The following is a 16,356-nucleotide window of genomic DNA, read 5'->3' on the forward strand; positions in this document are numbered from 1 at the left end:
GGATGGCAAGGTGGCGGAAGCAGCAGTGGCGGGCGCGCCGGCGCAGAAGGGGATACTCGGCTGGATCGAGCGCAGCGGCAACAAGCTGCCGGACCCGGTGTTCCTGTTCTTCTGGCTGATCGCCGGGCTGATCGCGATCTCGGTGATCGGCAGCCTGCTCGGCTGGTCCGCGCTCCACCCCACCGAACTCGACGAGGCGACCGGGCAACCGCGCGTGATCGCGACCGCCAGCCTGCTCTCGGCGGAGAACATTCAGCGGCTGTGGGTGGAGATGCCTGCGACGTTCACGCACTTCCATCCGCTGGGCTACGTGCTCGTCGTCATGCTCGGCGCGGGCGTGGCCGAGCGCGCGGGGCTGTTCGGCACCGCGATGCGCGCGGGCGTGCGCAACGCGCCCAAGTTCCTCCTGACGCCGATCGTTGCGTTCGTGGGCATGATGGGCAACCTCGCGGCCGACGCGGCCTACGTCGTGCTGGTGCCGCTGGCGGGGATCATCTTCCACGCCGCCGGGCGCCATCCGGTCGCCGGGATCGCCGCAGCCTTCGCGGGCGTGTCGGGCGGCTTTTCCGCCAATCTCCTGCCGGGCCAGCTCGACGCGCTGCTGTTCGGCATCACCGAAGCCGCGGTGGAGACGGTGTTCGGCGATTTCACCGCCAACATCGTCGGCAACTGGTATTTCATCGCCGCGATGACGGTGCTGTTCCTCCCGGTCATCTGGTACGTCACCGACAGGATCATCGAGCCGCGGCTTGGCCCGTGGAACGCGGCGATGGCCGGGCGCGAGGCCGAAGGCGACCAGACCGATCGGGCTCTGACCGACGGCGAGCGCAAGGGCATGCGCCGCGCGGGACTGGCCGTGCTCGGCGTCGTCGCGCTGTGGCTCGGTTTCACCTTCGGCCCCGGCACCCCGCTGATCGACGAGACCGCCACCGCCGAAGCGCGGCTGACGCCGTTCTATCAGAGCCTCGTGGCCGGGTTCTTCCTGCTGTTCCTGCTCGCCGGCTGGGCCTACGGGTCGGGCGCGGGGACGATTTCCGACCATCGCGGCCTCGTGAAGATGATGGCCGGTTCGATGGAGGACATGGCCTATTACCTCGTGCTCGCCTTCGCCGCCGCGCATTTCGTGGCGATGTTCGCGTGGTCGAACCTCGGGCTGATCCTCGCGGTCGGCGGGGCGGACTTCCTCGGCGGGCTCGGCCTGCCCGCGTGGGCGCTGCTCGCCGCGATCATCGTGGTGTCGGCGCTGCTCAACATCTTCGTCGGTTCGGCCAGCGCCAAGTGGGCGCTGCTCGCCCCGGTGCTGGTGCCCATGCTCATGCTGCTCGGCATCACGCCCGAAATGGCGACCGCCGCCTATCGCGTGGGCGACGGGGCGACGAACATCATCACTCCGCTGATGGTCTATTTCCCGCTGATCCTGATCTTCTGCCAGCGCTGGCAGAAGGATTTCGGCCTCGGCAGCCTGGCCGCGACGATGCTGCCCTATTCGATCGGGCTGCTGGTGATGGGGCTGGCGATGACGATCGGCTGGGTCGCACTCGACCTGCCGCTCGGCCCCGGCGCGAGCGTGTTCATGGAGGTTCCGGCGACGGTGGCGCCCACCGCACCGGCAGACGCGATCTAGCCGCGGCTAGTCTTCGTCCAGATCGCGCGCGACGCGCGGATCGTGCAGCAGGCGCTCGATCCGCGCGGCTTCGTCGAAGCTCTCGTCGGGCTTGAACTGCAGTTTCGGTGCGAATTTCAGGCCGAGGCGCTTGGCGACCTCGCGCTGGAAGAACGCGGTGTTGGTGCGCAGCGCCTTCAACACCGCCGCCTCGTCCTCGCCCAGCAGCGGCTTAACATAGGCGTTGGCGTTGCGCAGGTCGGGCGTCATCCGCACCTCGGTGACGGATACCGAATGAGCGGTCAGCACCTCGTCGTGCACCTCGCCGCGCGCGAGCAATTCGCTGAGGATGTGCCGCACCCGCTCGCCCACCTTGAGGACGCGGACCGACTGCTGCTCGGGCGTGGACTGGTTGCGTGACATGCGCAGCGACGAGCGGACTTACAACGTCCGCTCGCGCTCCTCCACCTCGAACACCTCGAGCTGGTCGCCCGCCTTGATGTCGTTGGTGTCGGCCAGCACCACGCCGCATTCGAGCCCGGCGCGGACTTCGTCCACGTCGTCCTTGAAGCGCCGCAGGCTCGCGATCGTCGTGGCCGAAACGATGACGTCCTCGCGCGTGAGACGGGCGTGGAGGCCCTTGCGGATGACGCCTTCTTCCACCAGCAGGCCGGCAGCCTTGTCGCGCTTGCCGGAGCGGAACACTTCCTTGACCTGCGCGCGGCCGACGACCGTCTCGATCCGTTCCGGCCCGAGCTCGCCCGCCATCTCCTTCGCGATTTCCTCGGTCAGGTGATAGATGACGTCGTAGTACATCATGCGCACGTTGTCGCGCTTCACCAGGTCGCGCGCCTTGGCGTTGGGGCGCACGTTGAAGCCGATGATCGGCGCCTTGGAAGCGGCAGCGAGCTGCACGTCGCTTTCCGTGATCGCGCCCACGCCCGCGTGGAGCACGCGCACCTTGATGAGATCGTTCGACAGGTTGTGGAGCGCGGTGTTGATCGCCTCCACGCTGCCCTGCACGTCCGCCTTCACCAGCACCGGGAATTCGACCACGTCCGACTGGAGGTTGGTGAACATGGTGTCGAAGCTGGTCGGGGCCAGCGCGGTGCGCTTCTCGGTCGCCTTTTCCTGGCGATACTGCGCGACTTCGCGGGCCCGCTGCTCGTTCTCGACCACGGTGAGCTGGTCGCCCGCCATCGGCACGCCGCCGAGGCCGAGGACCTCGACCGGCATCGAGGGGCCGGCTTCCTTGATCTGCTTGCCCTGATCGTCGACCAGCGCGCGCACGCGGCCGCTCTGGGTGCCGACCACGAAGGTGTCGCCGCGCTTCAGCGTGCCGCGGGTGACGAGCACGGTGGCGACGGGGCCGCGGCCCTTGTCGAGTTGCGCCTCGATCACCGTCGCTTCGGCATCGCGGTCGGGCCGCGCCTTCAGCTCGAGCAGTTCGGCCTGGAGCGCAATCTTGTCGATCAGATCGTCCAGCCCGGTCTTCTTGAGCGCGGAGATTTCCACGTCCTGCACGTCGCCCGACATCTCTTCCACGATCACTTCGTGTTCGAGCAGGCGCTCGCGAATCTTCTTCGGGTTCGCGCCGTCCTTGTCGATCTTGTTGATCGCCACGATCATCGGCACTCCCGAGGCCTTGGTGTGATTGATCGCCTCGATCGTCTGCGGCATGATCCCGTCGTCGGCGGCGACCACCAGCACGACGATATCGGTCACGTTGGCGCCGCGCGCGCGCATTTCGGTGAACGCGGCGTGGCCCGGCGTGTCGAGGAAGGTGATCGCATCACCGCCCTTGGTCTTGATCTGATAGCTGCCGATGTGCTGGGTGATGCCCCCGGCCTCGCCTTTCACGACATTGGTGCCGCGCAGCGCGTCGAGCAGGCTGGTCTTGCCGTGATCGACGTGGCCCATGATCGTGACGACCGGCGGGCGCGGCTTCAGCGTCTCTTCCGGATCGTTGTCCTCGACGGCGGCGATGTCGATATCGGCTTCGGACACGCGCTTGATGTTGTGGCCGAATTCCTCGACCAGCAGCTCGGCCGTATCGGCGTCGATCGTCTGGTTGACGGTGACCATCATGCCCATGTTGAACAGCGCCTTCACCAGGTCGGCGCCCTTCTCGGCCATGCGGTTGGCGAGTTCCTGCACGGTGATCGCCTCGGGCACGACCACGTCGCGCACCTGCTTCTCGCGCGGTCGCGACGGGCCGCCGTGCATCCGGCGCTCCTTCTCGCGCGCGCGCTTGAGCGCGGCGAGCGAACGGGCGCGGCGTCCTTCGTCCTCGTTGAGCGCCTTGGTCACGCTGAGCTTGCCCGAGCGGCGCTTGTCCGGCCGTTCGGTGGTCGCGGCGCTGCGCTTTTCGTCCTTCTTCTTCTTTTCCGGCTTCTTCGGCTCGGGCCGGGCGACCGGAGTGAAGCGGCGCGGCGCGGGCGAAGGCGAGGCTTCACCCCCCGTCGCAGGCGCGGCAGAGTCGCCCTCCGGTTCGGCCGTATCCTCGGCCGGCGCGGCGGCGGCTTCCTCGGCGGCGCGCTGCTCGGCTTCTTCGGCCGCCTTGCGGTTGTCTTCCGCGCGCTTCTTCTCGTCCTCGGCGGCCTGCTTCGCGGCCTGATCGTCGCGCCGGCGGGCTTCCTCGGCCAGCCGCAGGCGATCTTCCTCGGCCTCGCGCTGGAGACGCGCGACGCGTTCCTGCGGAGTCTCGCCCGAAGGCGCGACCTTCTTGGGCGCGGGCTTCTTCGCGACCGGTGCGGGGGCCGGCTCGGGTGCCGGCGCAGGTGCCGGGGGCGGCGGAGGCGGCGGCGGGGCCGCTTCGCCCGGCTTCACGAGCTTGCGGCGACGCTTCACCTCGACCGCGACCTTGTTGGTGCGGCCGTGGCTGAAGGTCTGCTTGACCTCGCCCGAACCGCCCTTCAGGCTCAACGGCTTGCGGGGGCGCTGGTTGTCGGTGTCGCTCATAAAACTCGTCTATCCTTCAAAATCTCGATCGGCGTCCCCGGCCGGAACCGGGTTGCCACGATGTGCCGGGCGGCCCGGCGCATCGGTGTCCATTGCGGCCGCAAGGCCCCTGAAATGCAGCAGGCGCGCGAGGATCGACACGATCCGTCCGGCCGCAGCATCATCGGCCAGCGCCAGGTGGACGACATTGTCGCGGCCCAATGCCACAGACAGCGCCGCCCGGTCCAGTGGCAAGCGCACGCCCCTCTCGCCGGTTCCCTCCGCATCGCGCCCGACGCGCCATGCCTGATCGAGCTTGCGCGATCCGTCCTCGCTCGCGTCGGCGGCGTGAAGCAGCAGCGCCACGCGGCCGCTGCGCGCGTGCTCGACGATCCGGTCGGAGCCCAAGATAAGCCTTCCGCCGCGCATTTCGAGTCCCAGCCGGTCGAGCAGCACGCGCACGAGCGCGTCGTCGACCTTCTGCGGCAGGTCTTCGGGCACGGTCAGCGGCGCGCCCTTGAAGGCGCGGGCGAGCGCGCCGCGCAGCCTGCCTTTCGCGATCGCCGCCTCGAGTTCGGCACGGGTGACGCCGATCCACGCGCCCCGCCCCGGCGCCTTCGCCAGCGGATCGGGCAGCACCAGCCCTTCCGGCGAAATCGCCAGGCGGACCAGCGCGTCGCGCGCGTCATGCTCCCCGGAGAGGATGCAGCGCCGCTCCGGCGCGGATTTCTCCGCGCGGGCGGCTCCGGCGATGTCGGGCGTCAGGCGCTCATTGTTCGGAGTCCGCATTCGCGGCCTCCTCGGTCGCGGGTTCCTCGGCGGCGGCGGGCACTGCAGCGGGTTCCTCGTCTTCGAACCAGTGCGCGCGGGCCGCCATGATGATCTCGTTGCCCTGCTCTTCGGACAGGCCGTATTCGCCCAGCACGCCGCCCTTGTCCTGCTCGCGCACCGGGGCGCGGCGCATCGGCGGGCCGTCGGGGCTGTTGTTGCGGCGGCGCGGCGCTTCGCGCTTCTTGGCGATCAACTCGTCGGTCGCGAGGTCGGCCAGATCGTCGAGCGTCTTGATGCCCGCCTTGCCCAGCACGACCAGCATCTTTTCGGAGAGGTGCGGGATTTCGGCCAGCGCATCCTCGACGCCCAGTTCGCGGCGCTCGGTGCGTGCCGCTTCCTCGTGGCGCTCGAGCGCTTCGGTGGCGCGGTTCTGCAGCTCTTCGGCCAGTTCCTCGTCGAAGCCCTCGATCGAGGCGAGTTCCTCCAGCTCGACGTAGGCGACCTCGTCCAGCTCGGCGAAGCCTTCGGCGACCAGCAGCTGGCTCAGCGTCTCGTCGACGTCGAGCTCCTCCTCGAACATCTTGGAGCGTTCGGCGAATTCCTTCTGCCGCTTCTCGCTCGCCTCTTCTTCGGTCATGATGTCGATCTGGTGGCCAGTGAGCTGGCTGGCGAGGCGCACGTTCTGGCCGCGGCGGCCGATCGCGAGCGAAAGCTGGTCGTCGGGCACGACCACCTCGATCCGCCCCTCGTCCTCGTCGAGCACGACGCGGGCGACGGTGGCGGGCTGGAGCGCGTTGACCACGAAAGTCGCGGTGTCCTCGCTCCACGGGATGATGTCGATCTTCTCGCCCTGCAGTTCCTGCACCACGGCCTGCACGCGGCTGCCCTTCATGCCGACGCAGGCGCCGACCGGGTCGATGCTGCTGTCGCGGCTGATGACGCCGATCTTGGCGCGGCTGCCAGGATCACGCGCGGCCGCCTCGATCGAGATGATGCCGTCGTAGATCTCGGGCACTTCCTGCGCGAACAGCTTCTTCATGAACTCGGGGTGCGCGCGGCTGAGGAAGATCTGCGGCCCGCGGTTGTTGCGTTCCACCTTGGTGATCAGCGCACGCACCCGCTCGCCGACACGCGCTGCCTCGCGCGGGATCTGCTGGTCGCGGCGGATGACGCCCTCGGCCCGGCCGAGGTTGACGATCACGTGGCCGAATTCGACCGACTTGATGACGCCGGTGATGACTTCGCCCGCGCGATCCTGGAATTCCTCGAACTGACGCTCGCGCTCGGCATCGCGGACCTTCTGGAAGATCACCTGCTTGGCGCTCTGCGCGTCGATGCGGCCGAGATCGACCGGCGGCAGCGGATCGACGATGAAGTCGCCCAGCTTGGCCTCGCCATCGAGCTTCTGCGCGGCTTCGAGGTCGACCTGCTTGAAGTAGTCCTCGACCTCTTCCACCACCTCGACCACGCGCCACAGGCGCAAGTCGCCGGTCTGCGGATCGAGCTTGGCGCGAATGTCGTTCTCCGCGCCATAGCGGTTGCGCGCGCTCTTCTGGATCGCTTCTTCCATCGCCTCGATGACGATCGCCTTGTCGATCATCTTTTCCGAAGCGACCGAGTTCGCGATCGCGAGCAGCTCGGCCTTGTTGGCGGAAATTGCACTGGCCATCAGTCGTCAGCCTTCTCTTCTGTGACTTCGTCGATTTCCTCGGCACCGGTGGTGTCGAGAGGTTGTGTCGCGGCGATCAGTTCGTCGGTGAGGACGAGCTTCGCCGAATGGATCGCATCCAGCGGCACCGCCATGCGGCCCGCCTTGCGGTCGTCGATCAATGCCTTGCCGTCCTCGAACCCGGCGAGCAGCCCGCGCAGATTGCGGTGCCCGTCGATCTTGTCCGCGAGCGCGATCTTCGCTTCGTGCCCGGCCCAGTCGGCATAGTCCTTCTCGCGCACGAGCGGGCGGTCGATGCCGGGCGAGCTGACCTCGAGATGGTAGGCACCCTCGACCAGCACCTCGCCCTGCTCCTCCAGCGCGTCGATCCGCTCGGAGACGCGGCGCGAAAGCGCGGCGCACTGGTCGAGCACGAGCTGCCCGGTCGCCGGATCCTCGGCCATGATCTGCAGCGCCTGCCCGCCGTCCCCGGCTTCCGAAGCGATCATCTTGACGCGCACGAGCTCGAACCCGAGCGCTTTGGCTTCGGGTTCGACGATCTCTTTCAGGCGCGCCAGATCGGCCATTCGGTCTCCGGTTTACACGACGTTTGCGACAGGCAGGTTGCCCAAGAGCGTTTCGGCCGGCCCCTCGCGGCGCCAGCCCCTACAGTGTCGCGACAATGTCGGGATTGATGGCCAGATAGGCGCGAGTTCCGCGAAAGGCAATAGGCCGCACGTATTGTATAAAGATGCTCGATCCATTACGTTACATGTAACGGAGATTGCGATGGGCAAGCACGAACCCCTTTCCAGCGCCGAACGCACCGCAAGGCATCGCGCAAAGATGCGAGCGCTCGGCCTCAAGCCCAAGCAATTCTGGCTTCCTGACGTGAATGATCCAGCCTTCATCGCCGAAGCGAAGCGGCAATCCAGGCTGGCTGCGCAATGCTCGGACAGCGAGGACGTGCAGAAGTTTATCGATGCTATTACCGATGAATGGCTGGCCGAACTCGATGCCGCCGAGGAGGCCGCAAGCGACTCGTGAAGCGAGGCGAAATCTGGATCGGCACGGAAACTTCGGATTTCGCCGGAAAGCCTCGCCCTTGGATAATCCTCCAAAGCGATCACTTTAGCGATACCGACTCCATACTGGTCTTGCCGTTGACCTCGATGTCGGTCGATATACCGCTGCTCCGCGTGGCCATCGAAGCTGGCGGTTCGACAGGGCTACAGACCAATAGTTGGATCATGCTGGAAAAGTTGAGCGTGATGCGCCGTACGCGCCTTCGCAAACGGATCGGCTCAGTCGGCGAGCTTGTCCTGATCGAGCTGGAGCGAAAGCTACTGCCCGTCCTGGGGTTCGCCCGCTAGCCTACTCGCCTTCCATCAGCCCATGCTTCCTGATGCAATGCCGTAGCTGGTCGTAGCTCAGGCCGAGCGCCTTGGCGGTCTGGCGCTGGTTCCAGCGGTTCGCGCCGAGGTGGTGCTCGACGATCGAACGCTCGTGCGCGTCGACCGCGGCGCGCAGGTCGGCGATCGTATCGTAGTCGGGCCCGGCCGCTTGCGGAGCGGATGCCGGGCCTGCCGCTTCGGCCTTAGGGGCGGCTTGGCGAGTCGCGGGGGCGAACGGTTTCCACGGGCTTTCGAACGGGTCGAACTGGACGTGGCCGATCGGGTCGTCCCAGCTGTCCCAGCGATAGACCGCGCGCTCGATCACGTTGCGCAATTCGCGCACGTTGCCGGGCCAGAGGTGGTCCTCCAGCTGGCGCTGCACATGGTCGGCGAAGCCCGGCCACCCCTCCCAGTGCAGTTCCGCCGCCATGCGCCGCCCGAAGTATTCGGCGAGCACTTCCACGTCGCCCTCGCGCACGCGCAGCGGCGGCAGGGTGATGACCTCGAAGCTCAGCCGGTCGAGCAGGTCGGCACGGAACTCGCCGCGCTCGGCCAGAGCGGGCAGATCCTCGTTGGTCGCGGCGACGATGCGCACGTCGACCCGGATCGGGCGCGAGGAGCCGATGCGCGTGACCTCGCCGTATTCGACCGCGCGCAGCAGCCGTTCCTGCGCGGCCATCGACAGCGTGCCCAGTTCGTCGAGGAAAAGCGTGCCCTTGTCGGCTTCCTCGAACCGTCCGGCACGAACCTTGGTCGCACCGGTGAACGCGCCTGCCTCGTGCCCGAACAATTCAGCTTCGATCAGCGTTTCGGGCAGCGCGGCGCAGTTCATGGTGACGAGCGGCTCGTCCCACCGGGTGGAAAGGCGATGGAGGCGTTCGGCGATCAGTTCCTTGCCCGTCCCGCGCTCGCCGATCACCAGCACCGGGCGGCGCATCGGCGCGGCGCGGCTGGCACGTTCGACCGCGTCGAGGAAGGCCCCGGACTGGCCGATGAACTGGCTATCGCGCTCCATGTGCCGAGATATAGTGATTTTCACCGATTGTTGGCAACAGAAACCAACCGAGTGCTGACGGCCAATATGCAAGCATCTGACAACATTCATTTTTTCAAGTTTGGCACACCGCTTGCTAATTCGATGGCGTAACCGAGTTTTCAACAAAGGGACCACGCCATGTTCGACCGCCGCTTCCTACAGAGCAAGCTGGGGCAGGCTTCCATCACCAGCGTTGCCGCGATGGCGCTGTTCGTGGCGCTCAGCGGCCAGATGCAGGCGACTCCGGCGATGGCCGCGACGATAGGTTGCGAACAGGTGGATCTGGCGTGACCAAGCCGACCGATCCCCTTGGGCCGGAGCGCGACACCCCCCAGTCCCCCCGCGCTCCGGCCCATACCCGCCCCTCGCGGCTCGACGAGGAGGTCGAGCGGTTGCGCACCAGCCCGACCCCGACTCAGGGCCGCCCGACCCAGGGCCATTCCCACGCCCGCGCGGGCGGTGGCGGCTGGTCGAACGATTTCAATTTCAACGGAGCACCCCTGATGGGCATTTTCAGCCGCACGCGCGACATCATCGCCGCCAACTTCAACGACATGCTCGACAAGGCTGACGACCCATCGAAGATGATCCGCATGATCATCCTCGAGATGGAGGAAACGCTGGTCGAGGTCCGTGCCAGCGCCGCCCGCACGATCGCCGACCAGAAGGAAATGCACCGTCACACGGTCAAGCTCGAACGGCTCCAGGCCGACTGGGGCGAGAAGGCGCAGCTCGCGCTCAGCAAGGACCGCGAGGATCTCGCCCGCGCCGCGTTGGTCGAGAAGAAGAAGGCGGCCGACATGAGCGAGCAGCTCAAGAGCGAGATCGGCGTGCTCGACGATGCCCTGCGCGCCTACGAGCAGGACATCGCCAAGCTGCAGCAGCGCCTGCGCGAAGCCCGCAGCCGCCAGACCGCGATCGCCGCGCGCCTCGAAAGCGCCGAGAACCGCGTCAAGCTGCGCACCCTGATGAGCACCGAGCGGACCGACGAGGCATTGAGCCGCTTCGACCAGCTCGAACGCCGGGTGGACTACGCCGAGGGCCGCGCCGACGCGCTCTCGCTGTCGGACGGCAGCGGCCAGCTTTCGCTGTCCGACGAGATCGCCGCGCTCGAAGGCTCGGACAAGGTGGACGAGGAACTCGAGGCGATGAAACGCGCGCTCGGCAAGAACAACGAAAACAAGGAGGACTGACCGGTGGAAGAAGTGCTCGCAATCGTCGCGATCTTCATCGCGCTCCCGTGGATCATCCTCCACTACATCACCAAGTGGAAGACCTCCGCCACGATCACCACCGACGACGAGGCGCTGCTCGAGGAACTCTACAGCCTGTCCAAGCGGCTCGACGAGCGGATGGACACGGTGGAACGGCTGGTCGCCAGCGACAACCCCGATTTCCGCCCTGCCCGCCTGGTCCACGACCGCGAGGTCGACAACGAGAAACTGCGCGAGCTGGATCGCCTGCTCGCCGAAAAGAAGGGAGCCCAGCAGTGAACAGCCCGCGCACCACGCTCTATCGCGACAAGCAGAACGCCAAGCTGATGGGCGTCTGCTCCGGGATCGCCGACTACACCGGGGTCAACGCCTTCTGGGTCCGCATGGGCCTGATCGGACTGACCTTCGTGGCGGGCGGCATGACCATCCCGTTCTATTTCATCGCCGGCATCCTGCTGAACAAGAAGCCGCCGCACCTCTACGTCGACCGGGAGGAACAGCAGTACTGGCAGCGCGTGCGGCAGAGCCCGAAGCGCACCGCGCGCGAAATCCGCGCCCGGATGCGCGACATCGACCGCCGCCTGGCCGACGTGGAAACCTACTACGTCTCGTCCAACCCGCGCCTCAACGCCGAAATCGAACGCCTGCGCTGAGCGCGCGGAAGAAAGAGGACACGCACGATGGAATGGGGAATTCTCGTACCGCTGGCGCCATTTCTCATGGTCCTGGGAATCGTCTGGATCGTGAAGCACAGCCGGCTGGAAGAAAAGCGCATCGCCGCCACCGCCAGCCAGACCGCCGAACAGGCCGCGCAGTATTCGAGCCGGGTCGCCGAGCTCGAACAGCGAGTCCGCGTGCTCGAGCGCATCGTGACCGACCGCGGCTACGACGTCGCGACGCAGATCGAAGCCTTGCGCGACCAGCGCGAGGTCGAGGATCTCGGCAACGGCGTCCCCCTGCCCGCCGATCGCAAGGAGACGGTGTGATGGACTGGGGCGGCCCCGCTTTCGTCATCGCCATCATCGTGCTGAGCACCGGCGGATGGCTGATCAACAACTGGATCCGCGCCAAGCACGGCTACGCGCTGGAGAACGAATGGGGCGGCACGACCGAACGCACGTCGGACGATGCCTCCAAGGCCGAGCTCAAGCGCGAGAACGCCGCGCTGCGCGGCGAGCTGAAATCGGTCCACGACCGGGTCGCGGTGCTCGAACGCATCGTCACCGACAAGGGCTACGGCGTGGCCGAACAGATCGAGGCCCTGCGCCACACCGATAACAATACCGATCGCGGCACGCCGCTCGACATCGACAACAGGGAGAAAGCACGATGAGCCCCGACCAGATCATGACATTCCTGCCGTGGATCATCGGCGGCGCGGTGCTCGTCTCGCTCGCCGGGGTGGTCGGCTGGGTCCACAACACCCGCCTGAGGATCAAGCACGGCTATCCGCTGGAAGGCATGTGGGGCCAATCGCTCAAGCCCGCCACCGATGGCCAGGCGGCCGAACGCATCAGGCTCCTCACGCAGGAAAACGCCGAGCTGCGCGCCGAAATCGGCTCGCTCAAGGATCGCATGGTCAGCGTGGAAAAGATCGTCACCGACAGCGGATACGGCCTGACCCACGAGATCGAGAGCCTGCGTCTCGACAAGGGCAAAGTCCAATGAGCTGGCCCGAAGCCATCGCCTTCTGCGCGCTCATGCTTACCGTGATCGTTGCCGCGGGCATCTGGCTCGACGCGCACAGCACCAAGCTGAAGAACCGCACGAAGGAACTGGAACTGCAAGTGCGCATGGCCGAGGCCAAGGCCGGGCAAACCAGTGACGCCGAAGCGGCCCGGCTGGAGGAACGCGTCCGCGTGCTCGAACGCATCGCGACCGACCGCAGCCCCGATCTCGCCGCGCAGATCGAGCAGTTGCGCGATCTGCACGAGATCGACGGACGCACTGTGAAGGAGAATGCACGATGAGCATGGGCACCGCACTGGTCGTCATCGTCGCGATCGTCGCTTTCGCCTGCATGCGGATCGCGCGTTACAATTCGCGCTCCGGCCGCAGCGATGCGAAGCATGTTCAGCAGCAGGACCACGACCCCGAGGCGCGGCGCGAGATCGACGACCTGCGCGAACGGATCAAGGTGCTCGAACAGATCACCGTCGATGGGCGCGAGGCAAAGGCGATCGCCGACGAGATAGAGAGGCTGCGCGACCGGTAACGCGCAGCCGATCGAAGGACACGCCAAAACGATACAGGCGAAAGGAGCAATGCCCATGAGCGACCAGATCATCACCGCCGCCGCAGCGCTCGCCGCCATCGGCATCGTCGCATTCGCCGTGTTGCACGGCTGGCAAAGCTGGCTCGCGCTCAAGCAGCGCGAACTGGAGCGCATCGGAGGCCCGGCGCGCGAGATCGAAGGCGGCGCCCCGCTCGGTGCCGCGCGGATCGAGATCGCCGACCTGAAAGAGCGCATCCGCAAGCTCGAAGCCATCGCCAGCGGCGTGGATCTATAATCCTCCCCGGCACGGGGAGGGGGACCGCGACGCGAAGCGGCGGGGTGGAGGGGCACGCGCCGCAAGCGTTACGATAGCTGCCTGTTCCCCTCCGTCATCGAGCGCTGGCGCACTCGCTGCCACCTCCCCGACACGGGGAGGAATGCGCGCCCGCCATTGCCAAGCCCCTTCCGTTTTCGCCGACCTCGCCCTACCTGCCGCTTCATGCGAACCCTCGAAGACATCGCCGAAGAATACGAGTTCCTCGAAGGCGACGAACGCTATCGCCTGCTGATCGAACTGGGCCGAGAGCTCGAAACCATGCCCGACGCGCTCAAGACCGACGCGACGCTGGTGCGCGGCTGTTCCGCCGCCGTGTGGGTCTATCCTACCACCGAGGGCGACACGCTGCACTTCCTCGCCGACAGCAACGCCGCGATCACCAAGGGCATCGTCGCGCTGGTGATCGCCGCGGTGCAGGATCGGCCGGCCGCGGAGGTCGCGCAGATGGACGTCGCCGCCGCGCTCGCGCCGTTCGATCTCAAGAACCAGCTCAGCTCCAACCGCACGCAGGGCGTGCCGAACATGATCGCGCTGGTGCAGGATCACGCCGCACGTATCGCGGCCGGATGACCGCCGCGCGCATCGCGGCCCGATGATCGCCGCGCGCATCGCGGCTGAATAAGCCGGTGCGCGGAACCGCCTCGCCGCCTGCGCGCTTTCCTTTCAGCATTTCCAACACGCCGTGATCTCCTCGCCCGCCGCTCGGCCAGGCGGGGCGACGGCAAGCTGCAAGGACCACACCATGCCCATCATCATCCTGATCGCGACCGTCCTGCTTCCGCCGCTCGGCGTGGCGCTCAAGCACGGGCTGAACCGCGATTTCCTCATCAACCTGGTGCTCACGATCATCCTCTACGTGCCCGGGCTGATCCACGCCGTCTACGTCAACTACATGCGGTAACGGCGAGAACGGGCCCGAAAGCGTGCGCCGCCTCTATCTCGCAGCGGGGATCGTCTCCGTCGCGCTCGGCGCGGTCGGCGCGGTGCTGCCGCTGATGCCCACGGTGCCGTTCCTGCTGCTCGCGGTCTATTGCTTCGCGCGCAGCAATCCGGCGTGGGAGCAGAAGATCCTCGACCATCCCCACTGGGGACCGCAGGTGCGCGACTGGCGCGAACGCCACGCAATCAGCCGCCGCGCCAAGACGATGGCGATCGGCGCGATGACCGTCGGCGCGCTCGTCACCTGGTACACGCTGGGCCACCCGTGGTATCTCGTATCCCTCGCGATCCTCGTAATCTGCGGCACCTGGATCGCGACGCGCAACGAGTGAGGGTAGCCGGTCATATGAACGACACCCTCGGCCTCGCCGAAATCGAAGCCTTCATCCGCGATGGCTTCGTCCGCATCGACCGCGGCTTCGACCGCGCGCTGGCGGAGGAGGCGCGGGCGATCCTGTGGCGGGCGACCGGGTGCGACCCGAACGACCGCGCGACATGGACGCAGCCGGTGATCCGGCTCGGCCAGTTCGGCCAGCCGCCGTTTCGCGCGGCCGTGAACACGCCGGCGCTGCACCGTGCGTTCGATCAACTGGTCGGGCCGGGCCGCTGGCTGCCGCGCGACGCGCTCGGTACTTTCGTCGTCCGCTTCCCCTCACCCGATGCGCCGAGCGACGACGGGTGGCATGTCGACATGAGTTTCGGCGAGGACCAGCCCGACTTCATGGAATGGCGCGCCAACGTCTCCAGCCGGGGCCGCGCGCTGCTGATGCTGTTCCTGTTTTCCGACACCGGGCCGGACGACGCGCCGACCCGCATCCGCGCGGGATCGCATATCGATATCGCGCGCCAACTCGCCCCGGCGGGCGAGGCCGGACTGACCTTGCGCGAACTGGCGGCGGACGGTTTTACCGGATCGGCGCATCGGCCTGAGATCGCGGCGACGGGCGAAGCGGGCACCGTCTATCTGTGCCACCCCTTCCTCGTCCACGCCGCGCAAGCCCATCGCGGCGCCAACCCGCGCTTCCTCGCCCAGCCCCCGCTGCTCCCGCGCGAGCCGCTCTCACTCGACCGCGTGGATGCCCACTACTCGCCGGTGGAGATCGCCATCCGGCAGGCGATCGACGAGGACGGATAGCCACTGCGGGCGCTTATCGTTTTCCTCCAACGCCATGCTATCAAAGCGAAAAGCCGAGAAAGTCGCACTTTCTCCATCCGTGAGGAGCGTCACCTGGCGGCGCTATCCCGCACTACGGCCACGCCCGCTTCGCGCTGGCGTTTCAGTTCGGCCTTCAGCTTGGCCGGATCGCGCGCGAGGACGAAGCTGAAGCTCACCCCGCCGTGCTTGCCCACCGTCGCGTGGTGCAGCTTGTGCGCCTGCACCAGCCGCTTGGCGTAGCCGCGCTTGGGCACCCAGCGGAAATAGCGCTGGTGGACCAGCCCGTCGTGCACCAGCGTATAGATCACCCCGTAGGCGAGCACGCCCAGCCCGATCCACGTGCCCGGCCACCAGGCCGCCTCGCCCAGCACCCACTCGCTGCCAGCTGCGAACATGGCGATGCTCAGCGCGGCGCCGAACAGGGCGAAGCGGTCGTTCTTCTCCAGCAGCTTGTCGTGCGGTTCGTGGTGGTCGCGGTGCCATGCCCAGCCGAACCCGTGCATCACGTACTTGTGGCTCGCCCAGGCGACCCACTCCATCGCGGCGACGGTGGCGATTACGATCAGCAGGGGTACGATCACGCTCATGGCGCGATCCGGTATACGCTATTCGCCCTTGGGAAAGAAGAACCGCGACACTTCCTCGCCGATCCGCGCGGGGCGCAGGGTTTCGGCGTCGATGCAGCACCAGCTCGATTTGACCTCGGCCAGCACTTCCTCCCCGCGATGGATGACGGTGGAATAGAACGCGCGGGCGCCCTTGATCGATTCGAGCACGGTGCGCGCGATCACGTCGTCTTCCAGGAAGGCGGGCTTGCGGTAGGTGATCTCGTGCTTGAGCGCGACCCAAGCCTTGCTCGCCACCTCGTCCGCCGGGGCCAGCTTGCGCCAGTGCGCTAGCACCGCTTCCTGCACCCAGTTGAGGTAGCGGGCGTTGTTGACGTGGCCCATGAAATCGATGTCGTCGGGCACGACCGTGATCGGAAAGGCGAAGGACTTTGCTGACATGGGTGTAAGCTACCACGCATTCGTTGCGATTGCATTGCAATTCTCGGGGCTTCGACAAGGCCAAGCCTTGAGCGCGGCCAAGTTTTCCCATCTTGT

25 protein-coding genes are annotated in these 16,356 nt (G+C 66.9%); 17 read left to right on the forward strand and 8 right to left on the reverse strand.

From position 1 onward, the window contains the following. Positions 1-10 precede the first annotated feature (10 nt). Positions 11-1,624, forward strand: a complete 1,614-nt coding sequence (locus ACE3QC_RS06265; RefSeq protein WP_374406319.1) for an AbgT family transporter — start codon at positions 11-13, stop codon at positions 1,622-1,624. Between the two features lie 6 nt (positions 1,625-1,630). Here the strand turns inward: ACE3QC_RS06265 and rbfA are convergent, their stop codons facing one another. Genes rbfA through rimP form a run of 5 tightly spaced genes read right to left on the reverse strand, consistent with a single transcriptional unit; the run spans position 1,631 to position 7,549 of the window. Beyond that, positions 1,631-2,026 carry a 30S ribosome-binding factor RbfA gene (gene rbfA / locus ACE3QC_RS06270; protein ID WP_374406321.1) on the reverse strand — a complete coding sequence of 132 codons (396 nt, stop codon included), beginning with the start codon at positions 2,024-2,026 and terminating at the stop codon, positions 1,631-1,633. Positions 2,027-2,044: 18 nt separating this feature from the next. After that, entirely contained in the window at positions 2,045-4,564 is a 2,520-nt protein-coding gene (gene infB / locus ACE3QC_RS06275; RefSeq protein ID WP_374406323.1) for a translation initiation factor IF-2, read from the reverse strand. Positions 4,565-4,573: 9 nt separating this feature from the next. Continuing rightward, the gene (locus tag ACE3QC_RS06280) at positions 4,574-5,332 is read right to left on the reverse strand and encodes a DUF448 domain-containing protein (RefSeq protein WP_374406325.1); all 759 of its coding nucleotides are present in this window, start codon (positions 5,330-5,332) and stop codon (positions 4,574-4,576) included. Then, positions 5,313-6,983, reverse strand: a complete 1,671-nt coding sequence (nusA, locus tag ACE3QC_RS06285; RefSeq protein ID WP_374406327.1) for a transcription termination factor NusA — start codon at positions 6,981-6,983, stop codon at positions 5,313-5,315. The genes ACE3QC_RS06280 and nusA overlap by 20 nt, the downstream gene beginning before the upstream one ends. Then, entirely contained in the window at positions 6,983-7,549 is a 567-nt protein-coding gene (rimP, locus tag ACE3QC_RS06290; RefSeq protein WP_374406329.1) for a ribosome maturation protein RimP, read from the reverse strand. The genes nusA and rimP overlap by 1 nt, the downstream gene beginning before the upstream one ends. Before the next feature lie 202 nt (positions 7,550-7,751). On the opposite strand from rimP, the gene ACE3QC_RS06295 reads away from it, so the two are divergent. Together ACE3QC_RS06295 and ACE3QC_RS06300 are read left to right on the forward strand one after the other, a co-directional pair. Continuing rightward, positions 7,752-8,009, forward strand: a complete 258-nt coding sequence (locus ACE3QC_RS06295; RefSeq protein WP_374406330.1) for an antitoxin MazE family protein — start codon at positions 7,752-7,754, stop codon at positions 8,007-8,009. After that, positions 8,006-8,335 (forward strand): type II toxin-antitoxin system PemK/MazF family toxin, encoded by a 330-nt coding sequence (locus ACE3QC_RS06300; protein ID WP_374406332.1) that lies wholly within the window; start codon positions 8,006-8,008, stop codon positions 8,333-8,335. Before ACE3QC_RS06295 ends, ACE3QC_RS06300 begins: the two co-directional genes overlap by 4 nt. Before the next feature lies 1 nt (position 8,336). Here ACE3QC_RS06300 and pspF read toward each other — a convergent pair whose 3' ends face one another. Next, a complete protein-coding gene (gene pspF / locus ACE3QC_RS06305) occupies positions 8,337-9,371 on the reverse strand; it encodes a phage shock protein operon transcriptional activator (RefSeq protein WP_374406334.1) in 1,035 nt (344 codons plus the stop codon). A 159-nt stretch (positions 9,372-9,530) separates the two neighbouring features. On the opposite strand from pspF, the gene ACE3QC_RS06310 reads away from it, so the two are divergent. From ACE3QC_RS06310 to ACE3QC_RS06375, 14 genes are all read left to right on the forward strand, one after another. Beyond that, positions 9,531-9,683, forward strand: a complete 153-nt coding sequence (locus ACE3QC_RS06310) for a hypothetical protein (RefSeq protein ID WP_374406336.1) — start codon at positions 9,531-9,533, stop codon at positions 9,681-9,683. Continuing rightward, entirely contained in the window at positions 9,680-10,585 is a 906-nt protein-coding gene (gene pspA / locus ACE3QC_RS06315) for a phage shock protein PspA (RefSeq protein WP_374406338.1), read from the forward strand. The genes ACE3QC_RS06310 and pspA overlap by 4 nt, the downstream gene beginning before the upstream one ends. Before the next feature lie 3 nt (positions 10,586-10,588). Further along, positions 10,589-10,885 carry an envelope stress response membrane protein PspB gene (gene pspB / locus ACE3QC_RS06320; RefSeq protein WP_374406340.1) on the forward strand — a complete coding sequence of 99 codons (297 nt, stop codon included), beginning with the start codon at positions 10,589-10,591 and terminating at the stop codon, positions 10,883-10,885. Further along, on the forward strand, positions 10,882-11,259 hold the full coding sequence (pspC, locus tag ACE3QC_RS06325; protein WP_374406342.1) for an envelope stress response membrane protein PspC: 378 nt from the start codon (positions 10,882-10,884) through the stop codon (positions 11,257-11,259). The genes pspB and pspC overlap by 4 nt, the downstream gene beginning before the upstream one ends. Before the next feature lie 27 nt (positions 11,260-11,286). After that, positions 11,287-11,592 carry a hypothetical protein gene (locus ACE3QC_RS06330; RefSeq protein ID WP_374406344.1) on the forward strand — a complete coding sequence of 102 codons (306 nt, stop codon included), beginning with the start codon at positions 11,287-11,289 and terminating at the stop codon, positions 11,590-11,592. Continuing rightward, positions 11,592-11,939 carry a hypothetical protein gene (locus ACE3QC_RS06335; RefSeq protein WP_374406346.1) on the forward strand — a complete coding sequence of 116 codons (348 nt, stop codon included), beginning with the start codon at positions 11,592-11,594 and terminating at the stop codon, positions 11,937-11,939. Before ACE3QC_RS06330 ends, ACE3QC_RS06335 begins: the two co-directional genes overlap by 1 nt. Beyond that, positions 11,936-12,274 (forward strand): hypothetical protein, encoded by a 339-nt coding sequence (locus tag ACE3QC_RS06340; RefSeq protein ID WP_374406347.1) that lies wholly within the window; start codon positions 11,936-11,938, stop codon positions 12,272-12,274. The genes ACE3QC_RS06335 and ACE3QC_RS06340 overlap by 4 nt, the downstream gene beginning before the upstream one ends. Next, positions 12,271-12,576: a hypothetical protein gene (locus tag ACE3QC_RS06345; RefSeq protein ID WP_374406349.1), complete on the forward strand. Its 306-nt coding sequence runs from the start codon at positions 12,271-12,273 to the stop codon at positions 12,574-12,576. Before ACE3QC_RS06340 ends, ACE3QC_RS06345 begins: the two co-directional genes overlap by 4 nt. Next, a complete protein-coding gene (locus ACE3QC_RS06350; RefSeq protein WP_374406351.1) occupies positions 12,573-12,821 on the forward strand; it encodes a hypothetical protein in 249 nt (82 codons plus the stop codon). The genes ACE3QC_RS06345 and ACE3QC_RS06350 overlap by 4 nt, the downstream gene beginning before the upstream one ends. Positions 12,822-12,870: 49 nt before the next feature. Beyond that, positions 12,871-13,116 carry a hypothetical protein gene (locus ACE3QC_RS06355; protein WP_374406353.1) on the forward strand — a complete coding sequence of 82 codons (246 nt, stop codon included), beginning with the start codon at positions 12,871-12,873 and terminating at the stop codon, positions 13,114-13,116. Positions 13,117-13,320: 204 nt separating this feature from the next. Beyond that, positions 13,321-13,728, forward strand: a complete 408-nt coding sequence (locus ACE3QC_RS06360; protein WP_374406355.1) for a SufE family protein — start codon at positions 13,321-13,323, stop codon at positions 13,726-13,728. A gap of 172 nt (positions 13,729-13,900) precedes the next feature. Continuing rightward, the gene (locus ACE3QC_RS06365) at positions 13,901-14,059 is read left to right on the forward strand and encodes a YqaE/Pmp3 family membrane protein (RefSeq protein ID WP_374406356.1); all 159 of its coding nucleotides are present in this window, start codon (positions 13,901-13,903) and stop codon (positions 14,057-14,059) included. Positions 14,060-14,081: 22 nt separating this feature from the next. Next, entirely contained in the window at positions 14,082-14,429 is a 348-nt protein-coding gene (locus ACE3QC_RS06370; RefSeq protein ID WP_374406358.1) for a YbaN family protein, read from the forward strand. Positions 14,430-14,443: 14 nt separating this feature from the next. Then, entirely contained in the window at positions 14,444-15,232 is a 789-nt protein-coding gene (locus ACE3QC_RS06375) for a phytanoyl-CoA dioxygenase family protein (RefSeq protein WP_374406360.1), read from the forward strand. Between the two features lie 89 nt (positions 15,233-15,321). Here the strand turns inward: ACE3QC_RS06375 and ACE3QC_RS06380 are convergent, their stop codons facing one another. Continuing rightward, entirely contained in the window at positions 15,322-15,840 is a 519-nt protein-coding gene (locus tag ACE3QC_RS06380) for a sterol desaturase family protein (RefSeq protein WP_374406362.1), read from the reverse strand. A gap of 18 nt (positions 15,841-15,858) precedes the next feature. Continuing rightward, on the reverse strand, positions 15,859-16,260 hold the full coding sequence (locus tag ACE3QC_RS06385) for an acyl-CoA thioesterase (RefSeq protein WP_374406364.1): 402 nt from the start codon (positions 16,258-16,260) through the stop codon (positions 15,859-15,861). Between the last annotated feature and the right edge of the window lie 96 nt (positions 16,261-16,356).

The organism is Pelagerythrobacter sp., assembly GCF_041912895.1.
Classification (GTDB): domain Bacteria; phylum Pseudomonadota; class Alphaproteobacteria; order Sphingomonadales; family Sphingomonadaceae; genus Pelagerythrobacter.

Coding starts and splice junctions, on each gene's coding strand:
- rbfA (WP_374406321.1), bottom strand. CDS start 2,026: ATGTCACGCAACCAGTCCACGCCCGAGCAGCAGTCGGTCCGCGTCCTC.
- infB (WP_374406323.1), bottom strand. CDS start 4,564: ATGAGCGACACCGACAACCAGCGCCCCCGCAAGCCGTTGAGCCTGAAG.
- ACE3QC_RS06280 (WP_374406325.1), bottom strand. CDS start 5,332: ATGCGGACTCCGAACAATGAGCGCCTGACGCCCGACATCGCCGGAGCC.
- nusA (WP_374406327.1), bottom strand. CDS start 6,983: ATGGCCAGTGCAATTTCCGCCAACAAGGCCGAGCTGCTCGCGATCGCG.
- rimP (WP_374406329.1), bottom strand. CDS start 7,549: ATGGCCGATCTGGCGCGCCTGAAAGAGATCGTCGAACCCGAAGCCAAA.
- ACE3QC_RS06295 (WP_374406330.1), top strand. CDS start 7,752: ATGGGCAAGCACGAACCCCTTTCCAGCGCCGAACGCACCGCAAGGCAT.
- pspF (WP_374406334.1), bottom strand. CDS start 9,371: ATGGAGCGCGATAGCCAGTTCATCGGCCAGTCCGGGGCCTTCCTCGAC.
- ACE3QC_RS06310 (WP_374406336.1), top strand. CDS start 9,531: ATGTTCGACCGCCGCTTCCTACAGAGCAAGCTGGGGCAGGCTTCCATC.
- ACE3QC_RS06330 (WP_374406344.1), top strand. CDS start 11,287: ATGGAATGGGGAATTCTCGTACCGCTGGCGCCATTTCTCATGGTCCTG.
- ACE3QC_RS06335 (WP_374406346.1), top strand. CDS start 11,592: ATGGACTGGGGCGGCCCCGCTTTCGTCATCGCCATCATCGTGCTGAGC.
- ACE3QC_RS06340 (WP_374406347.1), top strand. CDS start 11,936: ATGAGCCCCGACCAGATCATGACATTCCTGCCGTGGATCATCGGCGGC.
- ACE3QC_RS06345 (WP_374406349.1), top strand. CDS start 12,271: ATGAGCTGGCCCGAAGCCATCGCCTTCTGCGCGCTCATGCTTACCGTG.
- ACE3QC_RS06350 (WP_374406351.1), top strand. CDS start 12,573: ATGAGCATGGGCACCGCACTGGTCGTCATCGTCGCGATCGTCGCTTTC.
- ACE3QC_RS06355 (WP_374406353.1), top strand. CDS start 12,871: ATGCCCATGAGCGACCAGATCATCACCGCCGCCGCAGCGCTCGCCGCC.
- ACE3QC_RS06360 (WP_374406355.1), top strand. CDS start 13,321: ATGCGAACCCTCGAAGACATCGCCGAAGAATACGAGTTCCTCGAAGGC.
- ACE3QC_RS06365 (WP_374406356.1), top strand. CDS start 13,901: ATGCCCATCATCATCCTGATCGCGACCGTCCTGCTTCCGCCGCTCGGC.
- ACE3QC_RS06375 (WP_374406360.1), top strand. CDS start 14,444: ATGAACGACACCCTCGGCCTCGCCGAAATCGAAGCCTTCATCCGCGAT.
- ACE3QC_RS06380 (WP_374406362.1), bottom strand. CDS start 15,840: ATGAGCGTGATCGTACCCCTGCTGATCGTAATCGCCACCGTCGCCGCG.
- ACE3QC_RS06385 (WP_374406364.1), bottom strand. CDS start 16,260: ATGTCAGCAAAGTCCTTCGCCTTTCCGATCACGGTCGTGCCCGACGAC.